Origin of the sequence: Sediminibacillus terrae, from assembly GCF_009602435.1 — a bacterium.
Taxonomy (GTDB): Bacteria; Bacillota; Bacilli; order Bacillales; family Amphibacillaceae; genus Sediminibacillus; species Sediminibacillus terrae.
In genome coordinates this window covers 40,901-55,723 of record NZ_VZDQ01000005.1, presented here as the reverse complement: position 1 = coordinate 55,723, position 14,823 = coordinate 40,901, and the positions used below count along the sequence as shown (strand labels likewise).

The 14,823-nt window shown below is 44.1% G+C and carries 14 protein-coding genes and 1 tRNA gene; 5 read left to right on the top strand and 10 right to left on the bottom strand.

The genetic code is table 11. The features are described 5' to 3' along the window. Positions 1 to 10: 10 nt before the first annotated feature. On the bottom strand, positions 11 to 2,455 hold the full coding sequence (gene spoIIE, locus F6X55_RS02030) for a stage II sporulation protein E (protein WP_153461767.1): 2,445 nt from the start codon (positions 2,453 to 2,455) through the stop codon (positions 11 to 13). A gap of 413 nt (positions 2,456 to 2,868) precedes the next feature. Here spoIIE and F6X55_RS02025 point away from each other — a divergent pair, with 413 nt between their 5' ends. Both F6X55_RS02025 and F6X55_RS02020 read left to right on the top strand, forming a co-directional pair. Further along, positions 2,869 to 3,309: a MarR family winged helix-turn-helix transcriptional regulator gene (locus F6X55_RS02025; RefSeq protein ID WP_026770976.1), complete on the top strand. Its 441-nt coding sequence runs from the start codon at positions 2,869 to 2,871 to the stop codon at positions 3,307 to 3,309. A gap of 2 nt (positions 3,310 to 3,311) precedes the next feature. Then, a complete protein-coding gene (locus F6X55_RS02020) occupies positions 3,312 to 4,832 on the top strand; it encodes a DHA2 family efflux MFS transporter permease subunit (RefSeq protein WP_272914931.1) in 1,521 nt (506 codons plus the stop codon). Between the two features lie 124 nt (positions 4,833 to 4,956). Here F6X55_RS02020 and F6X55_RS02015 read toward each other — a convergent pair whose 3' ends face one another. After that, positions 4,957 to 5,535, bottom strand: coding sequence for a histidine phosphatase family protein (locus F6X55_RS02015; protein WP_026569001.1), 579 nt, complete (start codon positions 5,533 to 5,535; stop codon positions 4,957 to 4,959). 155 nt (positions 5,536 to 5,690) lie between these two features. Between F6X55_RS02015 and F6X55_RS02010 the strand changes: the two genes are divergently transcribed. Further along, positions 5,691 to 5,764 (top strand) — tRNA-Met (locus F6X55_RS02010). A gap of 653 nt (positions 5,765 to 6,417) precedes the next feature. Here the strand turns inward: F6X55_RS02010 and F6X55_RS02005 are convergent. The 4 genes from F6X55_RS02005 to yabP form a co-directional block, all read right to left on the bottom strand. Further along, positions 6,418 to 6,822, bottom strand: coding sequence for a S1 domain-containing RNA-binding protein (locus F6X55_RS02005; RefSeq protein WP_026569000.1), 405 nt, complete (start codon positions 6,820 to 6,822; stop codon positions 6,418 to 6,420). A 72-nt stretch (positions 6,823 to 6,894) separates the two neighbouring features. Further along, complete coding sequence (locus F6X55_RS02000; RefSeq protein WP_026568999.1) at positions 6,895 to 7,275, bottom strand: FtsB family cell division protein; 381 nt, start codon at positions 7,273 to 7,275, stop codon at positions 6,895 to 6,897. A gap of 8 nt (positions 7,276 to 7,283) precedes the next feature. Continuing rightward, the gene (gene yabQ / locus F6X55_RS01995) at positions 7,284 to 7,883 is read right to left on the bottom strand and encodes a spore cortex biosynthesis protein YabQ (protein WP_153461764.1); all 600 of its coding nucleotides are present in this window, start codon (positions 7,881 to 7,883) and stop codon (positions 7,284 to 7,286) included. Continuing rightward, positions 7,880 to 8,182 carry a sporulation protein YabP gene (gene yabP / locus F6X55_RS01990; RefSeq protein WP_026568997.1) on the bottom strand — a complete coding sequence of 101 codons (303 nt, stop codon included), beginning with the start codon at positions 8,180 to 8,182 and terminating at the stop codon, positions 7,880 to 7,882. Before yabP ends, yabQ begins: the two co-directional genes overlap by 4 nt. Before the next feature lie 261 nt (positions 8,183 to 8,443). Here yabP and F6X55_RS01985 point away from each other — a divergent pair, with 261 nt between their 5' ends. Next, entirely contained in the window at positions 8,444 to 8,845 is a 402-nt protein-coding gene (locus F6X55_RS01985; RefSeq protein ID WP_153461762.1) for a hypothetical protein, read from the top strand. Positions 8,846 to 9,301: 456 nt separating this feature from the next. Here the strand turns inward: F6X55_RS01985 and rsgA are convergent, their stop codons facing one another. Next, positions 9,302 to 10,348, bottom strand: a complete 1,047-nt coding sequence (rsgA, locus tag F6X55_RS01980; RefSeq protein WP_026568995.1) for a ribosome small subunit-dependent GTPase A — start codon at positions 10,346 to 10,348, stop codon at positions 9,302 to 9,304. Positions 10,349 to 10,617: 269 nt separating this feature from the next. On the opposite strand from rsgA, the gene F6X55_RS01975 reads away from it, so the two are divergent. Continuing rightward, the gene (locus F6X55_RS01975) at positions 10,618 to 11,277 is read left to right on the top strand and encodes a type 1 glutamine amidotransferase domain-containing protein (RefSeq protein ID WP_153461760.1); all 660 of its coding nucleotides are present in this window, start codon (positions 10,618 to 10,620) and stop codon (positions 11,275 to 11,277) included. 51 nt (positions 11,278 to 11,328) lie between these two features. On the opposite strand, the gene F6X55_RS01970 is transcribed toward F6X55_RS01975, so the two are convergent. The 3 genes from F6X55_RS01970 to F6X55_RS01960 are packed head-to-tail and all read right to left on the bottom strand — an operon-like array spanning position 11,329 to position 14,655. Beyond that, entirely contained in the window at positions 11,329 to 11,586 is a 258-nt protein-coding gene (locus F6X55_RS01970) for an RNA-binding S4 domain-containing protein (protein WP_026568993.1), read from the bottom strand. 29 nt (positions 11,587 to 11,615) lie between these two features. After that, positions 11,616 to 13,061: a bifunctional methyltransferase/pyrophosphohydrolase YabN gene (gene yabN, locus F6X55_RS01965; RefSeq protein WP_153461758.1), complete on the bottom strand. Its 1,446-nt coding sequence runs from the start codon at positions 13,059 to 13,061 to the stop codon at positions 11,616 to 11,618. Further along, positions 13,054 to 14,655, bottom strand: a complete 1,602-nt coding sequence (locus tag F6X55_RS01960; RefSeq protein WP_161993044.1) for a putative polysaccharide biosynthesis protein — start codon at positions 14,653 to 14,655, stop codon at positions 13,054 to 13,056. Before F6X55_RS01960 ends, yabN begins: the two co-directional genes overlap by 8 nt. Between the last annotated feature and the right edge of the window lie 168 nt (positions 14,656 to 14,823).

Sequence of the window (14,823 nt, the reverse complement as noted above, 5' to 3'; positions counted from 1 at the left end):
ACAAAACCTTTCATGCATGTTGCTGATATGCAGGAAATGCTGCCCACTTCGGCTTATTGATATCTACTTTTGTCACTAAAACAGTCATATCATCCTCTATTTCTCCCGCGCGGTTGCGAACTACCTCTTCCAATAACAAATCGGCGATTTCCTGCGGGCTATCTGTCTCCATTTCTTTGATTTTTCTTTTCAACCAAACATCCACGTTTTCTACATGCTTGGGCCCTTCAAATATCCCGTCACTCATCATAATCAATACATCGCCCGGCTTTAATTGTTCCGTGACGACCTCTACGTCAAACTCGCGAATGATACCAATCGGCAAATTGCTCGCTTCGATTTTGTGCATCGTATTACCCCTTTTGATAAAGCTGGGGGTTGATCCGATTTTCAAAAACCGGACCGCTGCGTCATGTAAATCGATGACTGCCAAATCCAACGTGGAGAATATTTCTTCGCTCGTTCGCAGTGAGAGAATGGAATTGATGGACTTGATGGCGATTTGCTCTTGTATCCCGGATTGCAGTATCTGCTGAAGCAAACGGAGTGTTTCTGTGCTTTCCTCATGAGCCCGTTCCCCGTTACCCATGCCATCGCTAATCGCCAACGCATACTTTCCTGCTCCAAGTTCAATTGTGGAGTAACTGTCCCCTGATACCAATCCGCCACCTTTGGCAGCATGGGCCACCCCTGTTTCGACTGCATATTTTCTAGCAGATCCGAACGCCAGGAAGCATTCTCCATTAGGAAACGGCGAGATGTCTTCTTCCTTGACCACCACTGTTTCCTGTAAAATGTCGGACAGCATCGGAGCGATCAACTTTGGACCTTCGCCATGATATTGGGAAAAGGTAAGATGCATCTCAATATCGATATTGCCTTTTTCTACACTGAAAATGTCGAGTTTTTCAATTTCCATGCCCAGCTGTTTAAGGGCTGCAGCTATTTCCGTTTCCTGGTGTTCATGGTTCTCCCGTTCTTTCATGATTTCCTTGGCAAAATCGTCCATGACTTCCGACACGCCCAGTAGTTGGTCAGCCACAAACCGCCTGCTTTCGCTCACTTGCTTTTTTAATTTTTGATTCGCCTCATAAAAGGATAGCTCGTGACGCATCGTCTCTATTACTTTTGCAGATTTGACACAATGATCTTCCAGATTCCGCTGCAATATTTTATTAGGGCCTCCACCCGTTTCCATATCATTTTTCACTTCTGTAAGCAGACCATAGGTTTTATCAAAGTTCGCCGCCCAACAGCGGTCCTTTTTGAAGCAGGATTGGCATGTCTTTTCGGTAACATTGCTCAAAAAATAATCCGTTTCTTTTATATATTCTTCTTCCGGCGGTGTCTGCTGCTGTTGAACAAAGCTTCTAGACAACGCCTGAAAAACGTTGGAGAACTGTTCCACTCGGTTGGCTGTGACATCTCTCACCTTTTGCATATACTGTTCCTGCTCTTTGGAATGTTCCATCGTCCCAGGTATGTAGCGGGAAAGCCTTTTCACCCAACTGTGAGGTGTACAAATAAACAAAAGCACGGCGATGAACGTTTCCAACAGGGATGGGAGCAACGCCTCGACCCCTTTTCCATATATCCCGATGAGCAAGGTTCCGACAATCAGACCAATACTGACGCCCACCTTCTTTCCATCCTTCAGCAACCCTCCAAGCAGACCGGAAAAAGCAAGCAAACTCATCTGGTAAAGACTTGCAACGTTGGCCAAGCTTAAAATCAATCCTGCCACCACCCCAACAGTCGATCCGATGGCAGCACCTCCGACAAAGGCAAGCAGCAACACCAAATAGCGGGAAGTTATTTGTTCGATTGATGCCCCCTGAATCTCCCACCCGATGGTTCCGGTCAATATCGAAGCGAGTAAAATGATCATGCAGACGATTTCTTCGTTTTTCAGAGCAGGTTTGTACCTTTTTGGTGATAATAAAGGCACACTTTGCATAAATATAAGAACAAGCACAGCAGCAAGGATCCCTTCCACCACGGCAAGCATCCATTCGTAGGCAGTCAGTTGGTTTAACAAGGAAAAGCTGAATACCCGTGGCATCATACTGGATATAAGCACGAGCAGCGGCAGCAGCTTTTGTTGGTGCTTGACATTTTTAAAAACTGCTGCGGTGAAAATGAACATCATCATTGCCATGAGGGTGAACAATCCATGATGCAACCCTAAACTGAATGCTCCCGCCAGAACTGCCAACATGACAGGAAAGGACTTGTCCTTTCGAACAAACCAAACTGAAGCGAGGAATGAAAGGGCAAAGGGCGACATAGTAGATAACACAATAGCTCGTCCTAGCAAGAAACCGACGAACAAGAGCAGCCATCCTTTTTCCAATAACAATAACTTCGTCTTATCTCCCATCTTACGCTTTGCATTTTCCAAAGCCTTCTTATATGATATTGGCTTCGTTTGCTGTCTTTCAGCCGTCTCCATCATTAAACACCACTCCTTCGTGTTGTTTATTTAAACACATCCCGTCTCTTTTTTTTGTCAAAACAACGGGTCAAATCAAAAAAAGTCTTCGACGTCATTCCAGTGATGAGAGCGATTTTCAACATAAAATCTAAACAAGCTCTCAACATGCTGTCGATTTATCCGTTTGCAATTTGGGGTTTCTTGAACCTCCTTTTCTCGAACCATAAGCATATACAAACACAATCCTTTGCAGGACCTTGATTTTCCTACCCCAATGGTAAACGCCGTCATGAAGGCGTTTACTTTTATTTTTTGCTTTTATTCTATTGCTTTTTCCTCTAAAAAGATTATAATAGTTCTTGTGCTAATTGTTCGTATATGAACTAAATTGCCCTCTTAATTGCAGGAAGGGATAGCGTAAAGGAGAGGTAGATTTGCAGGAAAACAAAAAAATAGAAAGCATCATTACTTCTTTCCGGGAAGTGAGCAAAGCCTTCTATAAACAGATGTGGCACAATGCCAATGATTTAGGGGTTACCACTCTGCAACTGCAGATCATGAAGTTGCTGGAGGAACAGCCTGAGCTCGGTCTTGTCGAAATAGCCAATAAATTAAACAATAGCAAAAGCACGATCAGCGGTACTGTCGAACGATTGGTCAAGGCTGGTTATGTAGAACGAACCAGATCAGAACAAGATCGCCGTGCCATTGTTTTGACGCTTACCGAGGCGGGCGTGAAAAAGAAAAAGGAATCGTATAAAAGCTACCTGGAAAGAATGGAAGGTCTAAAAGAGATAAACGACCAGGACGTTGAAAAACTCGTCGAGCTGCACAGTCTTATTTTAAATAAAATTTCAGATAACGGAGATGAATGAAAGTGAAAGATAGAACAGCTTTTATAGAAGCGTCACAAGTTGCGAAAGGGCCGATTATTTTTATTATGGTGCTTGGAGCATTCGTGGCTATTCTTAACCAGACATTAATGAACATCGCCCTGCCTGTGATGATGGTAGACTTGGATATTACGGAAAATACAGCTCAGTGGCTGACCACCGTCTTTATGCTGGTAAACGGAATTCTCATCCCGGTTACAGGTTTCTTAATGGAGAAATTCAGCACCCGTAAATTATTCCTGACAGCGATGAGTTTGTTTGCGCTAGGTACGTTGATCTGCGGGATATCACCTAGTTTCTTTTTAATTTTGATCGGACGTGTCGTACAAGCGGCCGGCGCCGGGATTATGATGCCTCTTCTGACAAATGTCATTCTGAGCCTGTTCCCTTTGGAAAAACGGGGAAGCGCCATGGGTCTTATCGGTCTGGCGATGATGTTCGCGCCGGCGATCGGGCCTACATTGTCCGGTTGGATTGTACAAAACTACTCTTGGCGATTATTGTTCTTTATCGTATTGCCCATCGCAGTGATCGATGTTATTTTGGCATTCTTCTTATTGCGGAATGTCACGAAGCTTAGTAATCCCAAAGTGGATATATCGTCCATCATCCTGTCTACTTTCGCATTCGGCGGTTTGTTATATGGCTTTAGTACAGCAGGAAACAACGGCTGGGGAGAAACAGAAGTCATTGCTTCCCTTGCAGTAGGCGGTGTGGCGATGATAATTTTTGTGATCCGTCAGCTTCGGTTGAGCAATCCGATGCTTGAATTCCGGGTTTTTAAATACAACATGTTCACGCTCACCACCATTATCAATGTGGTCGTGACCATGGCAATGTTCGCTTCCATGATTCTTGTTCCTTTATATTTACAAATTGTCCGCGGCTTTACACCGCTGGAATCCGGTCTGCTTTTGCTTCCGGGGGCAATTATCTCAGGGATCATGTCACCGATCACCGGGAAGCTCTTCGACAAAATCGGGGCCCGCCCGCTGGCACTGGTCGGTTTGGCAATTACGGCAGTCATGACATTCTTTTTCACCGACTTAACGGATTCTACATCCTATATGCACATGATGATTATCTACAGTGCCCGGATGATCGGGATTTCCATGATCATGATGCCGATCATGACTGCTGGTTTGAACCAGTTGCCAAGACGTTATTACTCTCACGGAACTGCAATGGCTAACACATTGCGGCAAGTTTCCGGTGCAATCGGTACAGCATTCCTTGTAACGGTTATGAGTAATCAGCGTACAGCACACATGGGAGATTTCTTGCCAAACGATGCGGCAAACCAGCAAATGTATGCATTCCAGCACGCTACAATCGAAGGGATCAATGATTCCTTCATGGTTGCAACCGTGTTTGCCGTAATCGGCTTTGCTTTGTCCTTTTTCTTAAAGCAAGTACGTCCGGCAGACGAAATGGAAGCAGAACAGAATAAGGAGTCAATCCAATCAGCAGTATCGGCTAACCAAACTCCTACTCCTCAAAAGTAAGAACGGGGCTCACGACAAAAGCATAGTGACCACCATAAAACCGAACGATTCAATCGTTCGGTTTTTGCTTTTGTGTCCATGCTTTTCTCCCTGCAAGTTCTTTTTCAGAATGAAAAGGATGTCGTTATTTACTTGTATAGTGGGAAAGATGATCAATTTGGTTATAGTTGTGAACCTTCCATCCTTCTTTCAATAATTCAATATTACTAATGCACGCATTGATCAATTTGGTTTTTCCTGTCCCGATTTTTCCATTCGAGACAGTGGACAAGATTACATTGATTACTCCCCCATGGGCTACCAGCAATAATTCTTCTTCCATATACTTTTTGGAAACCTCCTCGATGCCCTTCATGACTCGTTCCCGAAATGCATCAAGCGGCTCCTGACCGGGATAATTCCGGTTAGGATACAGCCTGTTCCGTTCTTCCATGGGCATCCCCTCTGCTTCTCCAAAGGACCTTTCTTTGAAAGCTTCCATGATTTCAATCGGCTTCTGCCAGTTTTCATTGATAATTTCTGCAGTCTTCTGCGCTCTTATCAAAGGTGTTGTTATAATCCTGTCCATGTGCATATCTTTAAAATAATCCCTGCATTCCTTTGCCTGCTGGATCCCTGTTTCATTTAAAGGAATATTCGTTTCTCCTTGTAACCGCCCTTGTAAATTCCAATCCGTTTCCCCATGCCTTACTAAGCAAATCATCCTTCGGTTCCCCCGTTCTCTTCATGTGCTGCTCTTGCTTTTCAGTCCTTTTAAAAAACACATTTCTTATTTTTTTGTTGACAGTCTCGTAATGCTATTGTATTATATCACTTGTGCCTCAACAACAGAGGACAAAATGTTTTTCTATTTTTTGTGGCGGTGTAGCTCAGCTGGCTAGAGCGTACGGTTCATACCCGTGAGGTCGGGGGTTCGATCCCCTCCGCCGCTATCACACAGAAAAGGTGGCCCTTGGGCCGCCTTTTTTTATGTATAATAAGGCTTCTCAAAGCACGCGTTTTTTCATAAAACCTGTAAACTGCGACATAGTTTGGATGCGTCTTCCTGACTTCTTACTTTTGTTGAGTTGGAATTCGACGCTGCGAAAATACCCTGCGCTTTCCGCGGGCGGCTGGTGAGCTTCCTCGGGCTGACGCTCTGCGGGATCTCACCGAGGCCTTTCCTCCCGCGGGAGTCTCCGGGTATTTTCTTCGCTAGGAACAGCTTTAAGATGGCTTTTGGGACTCAAAGAAAAAGTCTCTAGGCTTGCGATAAACAGCATGCTTCAAGTGCAGGTAGCATGCGTAGACTCCAGCGGGAACAGCGCGAGCTGAAGATCCACTAGGTAAAGCGGTTTTTTTTTACCTAGTTAGCTGAAGCCGTGCCCGCGGAAAGTGAAGTATGCTGCCGAAGCGTTGGTTAGCACGCTTTTTGAATAGGACATTACAGTTACTGCGCATTTTCTATCAACGGCGACTAACATGCAACAAGATAGGAGACAAAAACCCTAATAATAAAAACGGATGCCATACATTCAAGCATGGCATCCGTTTTTTATATTAGTAACAGAGTTCATTTAACAGCTCTCTCGATAGACAGCAAGTTTTATCTTTTTGCACCTCGACCTCCGCGTTTAGACTCGGTATTCTTTCTGATAGAAGCCAAACGGTCTTCTGAATCTTTCAAGAAACGGTTCATTTTGGATTCAAAAGTTTCCGTGCGGTCGCGGTTATTATTACTTTTATGATTATTTTTGCGGCGCCCGGCATTCGGATTGTCTTTTGCTTTCTTGATCGACAATCCAATTTTGCCATCCTTCTCGACATTAATGACTTTAACCGTTACTTCGTCTCCAACCGTTAAATGTTCATTAATATCTTTAACATAGTTATCGGCAACTTCACTAATATGAACCAAGCCGGTTGAACCACCAGGCAGTTCAACGAAAGCCCCAAAATTAGTGATTCCTGTTACCTTACCCTGCAACTTGCTGCCTACTTCGATTGACATAAAAAAAATGCTCCTCCTTAGAATTTTAAAAGTATCCTACTTATATATTATATATAAGCTGTAAAATGCGTGTCAATAAGATGGCTCCTCCTCCGGAAGTTCGAAGATTATTTCTCCTTTATTTGAGAAAAAGTAATTCGTCCTGGCGATTTCCAACACATAATCTTCATCTTGAAGTAACCGGATTTCTTCCTGGAGGTCTTTTTCATCTTCTTTAAGAGAAGTCATTTTCCTTTCCAGCTTCTGATACTGCTCCTGCTTTTCTGCATATAACGATCGTTGTTTAACCTGGTAGGCTGCCAATCCGCCTACAACGACAACTACCACGATAGAGAATAGCAGCAATCGGCGGAAAAGTCGCTTCTTTTTTTTCTTTTGTCTTTCTACTTGGGCATCATATTGCTTCATATAAGGAGAATCAATTTTTGCCACGGATTTTTCTCTTCTTGCCACTTACTCAGCTACCTCCTTCTTTTGTGCATAAACTGCCGCCATTTTCTTAACATATTCTTTATTCTACTATAAAATCCTGCAAGTTTGTGTAAGTATTTTTTTACTGGCTTCGGAAGCAGCATCCATATCATTTTAAAAAGAAGCCGGAATGGGAACACACATATCTTTCCTATTACCGTAAGCAGCCATAATAAAACTGCTCCGATTCCGGACAGAAGCATAAGCAACAGACGGAAGAGCCAAATAATCGGCTGGATGATCAAGCTTTTGAATAAACGGGTGAAAAAACGATGAACCGCGACGATGAAACGGATCACTTGTTCCAACAAACGGCGGTAAAGATGCTCGAATAGTGCCTTGTAAGTCGCAAAACCGCACAAAAGCGCCAAAAAAATATAAAAACGCAATTCTCCCTGATTTACTTTGTATAATAAATAAAATAGGATCAATGTCTGGAGCAGCCAAAACCCGATTTCCATTCCATAAGAAAATAGAACACGGTGCTTCCAACTTCTTTCAAACCGGCGGAAGGTATCAATGGCAGCACCAATGTATATCCCTCCCGCCACCATGATTAAAATCGCGGCGAATTGGACAGAGAGAGTCATTTGAACAGCTTGCTAAAGAATCCTTTAGCCTTCTCTCCATTATGTTCGTCCAAATAAGAAAGCTCGAAGATTTTCCCTTTGATCGCAACATTTCCTTCTCCGACATCAAGGTTTTTCATCTGAAGGTTTTCTCCGCGGACAATCAAGTAACCCATGACTGTCTGTAAAAGGAACTCTTCATTGTCGAAGCTATCGACTTCCTTGACACCCGTTATTTCCAAATTCCTTCTATTATTCATTTTGATATGGTGTTCCGCCTGAGGAGCACGAACTGAAGGATCTTTTTCATAATAATTCATTGTACAGCCCTCCCTTTATCGTTATAAGTGTATGAAAGGAGGGACAGGCATAGAACACGTCCAGACAAATTACCTATTACAGGTGCAAGTTTTTCCGAGTTTTATTAGACTTTTAAATAGAAGTACATTTAAATATTCCCTCTTACGTACGTAAGCCTGGGCAAAAATGCTAAGAAAAGGTGTCATGTACACAATTTCCGCTTACAAAGTTTTTATTTTGGTAAAATGATTACAAATAAATGGGGAAAGGGTGTGTGCTGTTTGCAAAAACGTATCCTGTTTTTATCTCTGTTTCTGACAATAGGGACATGGAACGCTTGTACTTCTCACCCAAATGATGAATCCTCGAAAGAAAATGAAGTACGAGAAAGCACTAATGAGGATGAGAAGGCAAAGGCTGAAGATGACTGGGACATGTCTTCAACTTTTAATTATTCAGTTGAATATGAAAGTGGTGAAGAAGGTTCTTACGAGATTGTAGGAAACAAAGATACGGTCGGCTTTACCGGACCATTTCCCATTATAGCCGAAGAGGGTCAGAAATATTTTTGGTTTTATTTCGGAAAAGAAAACATCTACAATAAACCAGTCGAAGTAAAAGCCAGACCAAAAGCGCAAGCGCCTTGCTCACCCCCGACAAGCTTAAGAACAGCCTCGGCGTGACGCTCTTTGCCACACAGAGGGTGGACTTAAGACCTCGAGGGGGTAGGCGCTGGAGCTGGACGTGTCTGTTTCACCCATTATCAACAGAAAGGTGAATTTTAATTTTCTATACAATAAAAAAGGGGACGAAGAAGCCTGTTAATATCTGGTCCAAGTACCTTTTTTGAAGATGCGGTGGTAAGCCTTGATAGTGTGAATATGCCATCTACTTTAACCTTTCCATCAGCAGGATATGGAAAATCCTTATGTATATGGACGGGGAGTTATATGAAAAAATGTCTTCTTCAACTGAAAGGTAAATAAGCTGAAGAAGACATTATGTCGAATCGAACTTCCACATCTAAGACTATTACAGACAGCCTTCCATTAAAATCGGGATGTTCCGTCCTTTATTATATTCTCTCTAGTTGCAGTACTTGCATGAATTCTCTTACAGAACTTTTCCATAAATGTTGCTTACCATGTCCCTTTTTTCAAACCTTCTACCTGCATTCTGGCTGCACGATGTGCTCCGTATTTTTCTTTCAAATCCAGGAATTTGGCTTCACGCTGCAATTTTACATAACTTTTATAACGATCAGCTGAAAGCTCGCCGGATTCAATCGCGTTTTGGATGGCACAACCCGGTTCCTGTTCATGCCGGCAATCCCGAAACTTGCATTGTCCAGCCAGCCTTTCGACATCCTGGAAGGTTTCACCGGCAGCATCTTCTCCGGACCAAAGCTGCAGTTCCCTCATACCAGGCGTGTCGATAATCACGCCGCCTCTTGGAAGCAGAAATAGTTCGCGATGGGTCGTGGTATGGCGACCCTTCGCATCCTCTTCCCTGATCGTTTGGGTTTTCTGCACCTCACGGCCGAGCAGCCGATTGATCAACGTTGACTTTCCGACACCTGATGAACCGAGCAGAGAAACGGTCTTCCCCTCATGAAGGTATCCATTTAAGGACGTCAGGCTTTCTTCATGTAATGCATCAATTGCAAGGACAGGCGCACCGAATGCGATCTCCTCTACAGCCTGGACCTTTTCATCCGTTTCCTTATCCCCGCACAAATCCTTTTTTGTCAGAACAAATACAGGGGAAGCGCCACTTTCATAAACTTGCATGAGATAACGTTCCATTCTGCGCAAATTGAAGTCTTGATTCAGCGCATTGACCAGGAAAACGGTATCGACATTTGCGGCCATCAGCTGCTCTTCTTGTTTTGGTCCGGCAGCATGCCTTGACAGCAAACTGCTCCTTTGTAACACTTCATGGATGATTCCCTTGTCTTCCCCGTCAACCGCCTGAAATAGTACCCAATCCCCGACACAAGGATAATCCCTTGTATGCTCTGCGAGATGATGAAACCTTCCGCTCAAATGCGCCCTAAGCTCTCCATCTTCGGCAAACAGTTTATAAATACCATTGGAAGCCGTCGCAATCCGGCCAACCTTCCCTTCCTTGCTGCCATGCTGTCCTGCAAAAAACTCCCTGTATCCAAGTGCTTGTAAATTGTACAAATAATTTCCTCCTGTTATTGGGAGGACTGCCTGCTAGCCAGCTGCATCCTCCTTGATTGTTTGGCTGCTTGTTTTGGTCATTAGCGATACCATGCTCATAAAACATCACGCTCCTTTTGTTAGTTGTCGATAGTCTACCACAAACAAGAGGATGAAACCTCCGTCCCCAGCCCGAAAAATCGAGAGAGCAAAAAATTTGGGTGAAAAGGATTCCATGGTATAAGATAAACCTGTTTTAGAAAAAGTAAGTGTATTAGGAGGTTGGCATGATGACGAAAAAGGTTCTAATGGTGGTAACAAATCACACAACTATAACAGATGATCATAAAACCGGATTATGGTTGGAGGAATTTGCTGTCCCTTACTTAGTATTTAAAGAAAAGGGATATGAAGTGAAAGTCACCAGTATTTCTGGCGGGGAAGTAGCCCTGGACCCTAACAGCATTGACGAAAAAAGCCCTGATTGGGCAGAGGCCGAAGAGGTGTTAAAGGATACCGCCAAGCTCAGCAAGGAAGACGCCGAAGGTTTCGACGCAATTTTCCTTCCGGGTGGCCATGGCACGATGTTCGACTTTCCGGACAATGAAACCCTCTTGTATGTTCTACAGCAATTCGCAGAACAAGGTAATATCATCGGTTCTGTATGCCACGGTCCAGCCGGACTCGTGAATGTCACCTACAAAGATGGCACACCGCTTGTACAAGGCAAAAGGGTTTCCGCATTTACCGACGCCGAAGAAAAAGAAATGCAGTTGGACCAACACATGCCTTTCTTGCTCGAGACGAAACTGCGTGAAAAAGGGGCAGTATTTGAAGCAGCAAAAAACTGGACAGATCATTCTGTCCGTGATGGAAATTTAGTGACAGGTCAAAACCCACAATCAAGCAAAAGCACTGCCGAAAAAGTGGTCGATGCATTGGAAGACTAACTAAAAATAAAAACAGCAGCCACCGGTTTTTCCGGAGGGCTGCTGTTTTTTTTAGTTTACTGCTTCTTCTTTTTTTACGGTATACAGAGAAGCAGCTTCATCTTTCCTCACGACCTCCCGTAAGGAATCAATCTGGATGGTCAATAGCTTCTGGCCGAACTGAATCGTCAATTCATCTCCTACTGCCACATTCGAAGCTGCCTTAGCCTGATTGCCGTTTATCGTGATTCGTCCTTGATCGGCGACCTCCTTGGCTAATGTCCGGCGCTTGATCAACCTTGATATTTTAAGAAACTTATCTAATCGCATCTAGCTTCGTCACTTCCTTCTATATATTGTTATTCCATTTTCTTTGCTTCATTCCAATAATGATCCAATTCCTCGAGGGTCATATCGCCCATATTCTTACCGCTTAAAGCCGTTTGTTTTTCTATATAGGCAAACCTGTCGCGAAACTTGGTATTCGTCCGGTTTAAAGAAAGTTCCGGGTTGATTTTATAATAGCGGGCAAGATTCACAATAGCAAATAAGAAATCTCCAAATTCTTTTTCGATTTCCATGGTTTCTTTTTCTTCGACCGCCTCTCGCCACTCCTCCAGTTCTTCATGGAGTTTCTCCCAAATCGGCTCCGAACTGCCCCAGTCAAATCCCACTTTTGCAGCCTTCTTTTGCAGTTCCTCGGCAGCGGTAAGCTGCGGCAATTCTTTTGGAACTCCACTTAGCAAGGATGGCACACCCTGCTTCTCTTCCGCTTTTATTTTCTGCCAGTTATCCATCACTTGTTCTGCTGTATCGGCAACGGCTTCTCCGAAAACATGCGGATGACGGCGAATCATTTTTTCGGTCAATGTACTAATTACGTCATCGATGGTGAAAAATCCTTCATCTTCTCCAATTTGACTGTGCAGCATTACCTGGAGCAGTACATCCCCGATTTCCTCGATCATGGCATCATCATCTTCGGCATTAACCGCTTCGATGAACTCATAAGCTTCTTCCAATAAATACTGCCGCAGCGATTGATGTGTTTGCTTCTTATCCCAAGGGCATCCATTTGGACCTCTTAATTGTGCAATCACTTCCCTCAACCGGAAAAATTGGTGGTTCAATTCTGTATCCGGTACAGGTGCTACATAAACACTAGTCAAATTGCTCAAACGGGATGACTGATCCAGTTCCACCAGCGGGATGGTCATCACTTTTTCCTGGCTGCTGCCGGCAGCCTCCACGATTGTAACAGGATGCTCCGGAGAAAGATCCTCCAACAGTGTCAGCTTTATTTCCGAGGCAATAAACGCATCGTACACCTGGCAAAAAACAAGGTGATGACGGTATTCCAACACACTTCTTTTAAAGGAGGTGCCGTCAACAAACTGGAAACCTTCAATAGGATCGATACGCAACGTAGTAAAAAGGGCATCCAAGTAGCTTTGGCCGCCGGTCACGCTCACATGGAGATTATCGTTTTCCAGAAGTAACTGAACTGTCTTTTCCGCAAGCATCGGATGCCCAGGGACTGCGTAGATGATATCTTGCTCCGCGGCAGCTTCCGCCAGCATTTCCGCAATTTCTTGATACACGGAAGAAAAATCCTGATTCTTTTCATAAACTTCATCAAAAGAATCAAACGACACACCCTCTTGTTTTAATTGATCGATTACTGGGTGATCAAGCGTCCGCACATAGACTTTCCCCTCATGTTCTTGCAGTTTTCGATAAATCCCTAAAGGGAGCTGATTGATATCGCCTGCCCCCAAACCAATGATTTCAACGTTGTTAGCCATGTTTATTTCCTCCTTTATTTAAACCGGTTAAATAATTGCCCAACGGCAGTGCTTCCAATTCTTTGTCGGTAAATGCATGGAGCCTGATCAACAAGCAGACGTAGATAGCCGCCCCGCCGAAACAGGCTATGAGCGTATAAGCTACATAGTCTACTCTTGGCCCTCCAATAATCAGCCCCCCGAGGGTTTTGTGCAATCCATAAAGAAATAAGACCATGCCGGCAAGCGAGAAGACAAAAGAAGACCACCTTAACTGAAGCAGGCGTAGATCTGGAAGTCTTCGCTTTAACTGACAGTAATTCAAACACAAAATGATCGTGACCCCTGCCACGGTTGCAGCAGCACTTCCGGCAATCCCCCATAGCGGCACAAGCAACTCATTCATCAACCATTTGCAAGACACACCGAGCAAGACAATACCCGCTGTCAGCCTGATATCCCCCAATCCTTGCAGTATCGAAGAAAGGGTCAGGGCGAGTGAAGTAAATAAGATGGACAGCGCTAAAATTTGCAGACTGCCTGTCCCGGTATTATCCTCAAATAATAGAACATTCGCGTAAGGAAATATAGCAATCAAACCCGCGGTTGCCCCGGCTGAAAGCAGCAAACTGAAATTCCAGGTACTTTTCACATGTTCGGCCAGTTCATTTGGCCGCTGTTCCAGCTGTTTTTTTGTTACCGTAGGCACCAGTGCCAGAGCCAGCGAGGAACCTAACACTGTCCCCAATTGAACTAGCGGCTGGCCTCTGTCAAAAACGCCTTTCCATTCCATCGCCTGCTGCCGGGTCATTCCATATTCCTGTAAATTCGGAACCAGTGTAAAAGCATCAGCAAATTGGATCAGCAAAAACATCATGTAATTTATGCAGATAAACATACCATAGAGCAGAATCGTCCGGATATACTTCTTCCAGGGAACAGAAGAAGCAGATCGAGAAAGCTGCCAAGGGCGCTGGCGAAGGAACAGCACCAACAGTACCAGTACAGCGGCACATGCCCCCAACAATGACCCTGCGGCTGCTCCAGACCCGACTTCATACAAATTATCTCCTTTGTTCATCATGATGAACGCTGCAACTAAAATGACCGTCACTCGTACCACCTGTTCAGCTACCTGTGAGACAGCGGTCGGCTTCATATCATTTTGACCTTGGAAAACTCCTCTGCCAATAGAGGAAAACGGAACAAGTAAAAACGGCAGGGATGCAATCCGTAGAGGGGTTGTCAACCGACTGTCCCCCATGGCATCGGCCATCTGAGGGGCTAAAGCAAACAGCACGGCGAACAATACAAAATTGATGGTGGTTAATAACACGGTGACGGGCACATAAAAAGAACGGAAGGAAAGCGGAGAATCACGCTCTCTTTCCTCTGCCACCAATTTGGAGATTGCTGCCGGGAAACCATATAAAGACAACATTAAAGCCATTCCTAAAAAAGGATAAATTTGCTGATAAATATAGAAACCCATATCTCCGGTTATATTTTGCAAGGGAATGCGGTATCCAGCACTCAAAATTTTACTGATCAGTCCTGCAGCAGTAAGCAGGATAGCTCCTTTGAACATTTGCTTTGTAGGTTGTATTTCTTTCATTATTTCGTCCTTCATATCACATATTATAGCTGTTGCCCAACATTGAAATTCTTCTGCTATTATAGCACAGCGGTATCTTTTCCCATATCCACAGAGATAGGGACTTCTTCAACCGTTGTCCAGGTAAAAGGCGAAGAATATGAATAGAAAATTCGCAACTCCCTCCCA

Excerpts from the sequence above, each read along its gene's own strand:
- spoIIE (WP_153461767.1), bottom strand. The coding sequence starts at position 2,455 with ATGATGGAGACGGCTGAAAGACAGCAAACGAAGCCAATATCATATAAG.
- F6X55_RS02015 (WP_026569001.1), bottom strand. The coding sequence starts at position 5,535 with ATGATTTGCTTAGTAAGGCATGGGGAAACGGATTGGAATTTACAAGGG.
- yabQ (WP_153461764.1), bottom strand. The coding sequence starts at position 7,883 with ATGACTCTCTCTGTCCAATTCGCCGCGATTTTAATCATGGTGGCGGGA.
- F6X55_RS01970 (WP_026568993.1), bottom strand. The coding sequence starts at position 11,586 with ATGCGATTAGATAAGTTTCTTAAAATATCAAGGTTGATCAAGCGCCGG.
- F6X55_RS01975 (WP_153461760.1), top strand. The coding sequence starts at position 10,618 with ATGACGAAAAAGGTTCTAATGGTGGTAACAAATCACACAACTATAACA.
- F6X55_RS02005 (WP_026569000.1), bottom strand. The coding sequence starts at position 6,822 with ATGTCAATCGAAGTAGGCAGCAAGTTGCAGGGTAAGGTAACAGGAATC.
- F6X55_RS01960 (WP_161993044.1), bottom strand. The coding sequence starts at position 14,655 with ATGAAAGAAATACAACCTACAAAGCAAATGTTCAAAGGAGCTATCCTG.
- yabN (WP_153461758.1), bottom strand. The coding sequence starts at position 13,061 with ATGGCTAACAACGTTGAAATCATTGGTTTGGGGGCAGGCGATATCAAT.
- yabP (WP_026568997.1), bottom strand. The coding sequence starts at position 8,182 with ATGAATTATTATGAAAAAGATCCTTCAGTTCGTGCTCCTCAGGCGGAA.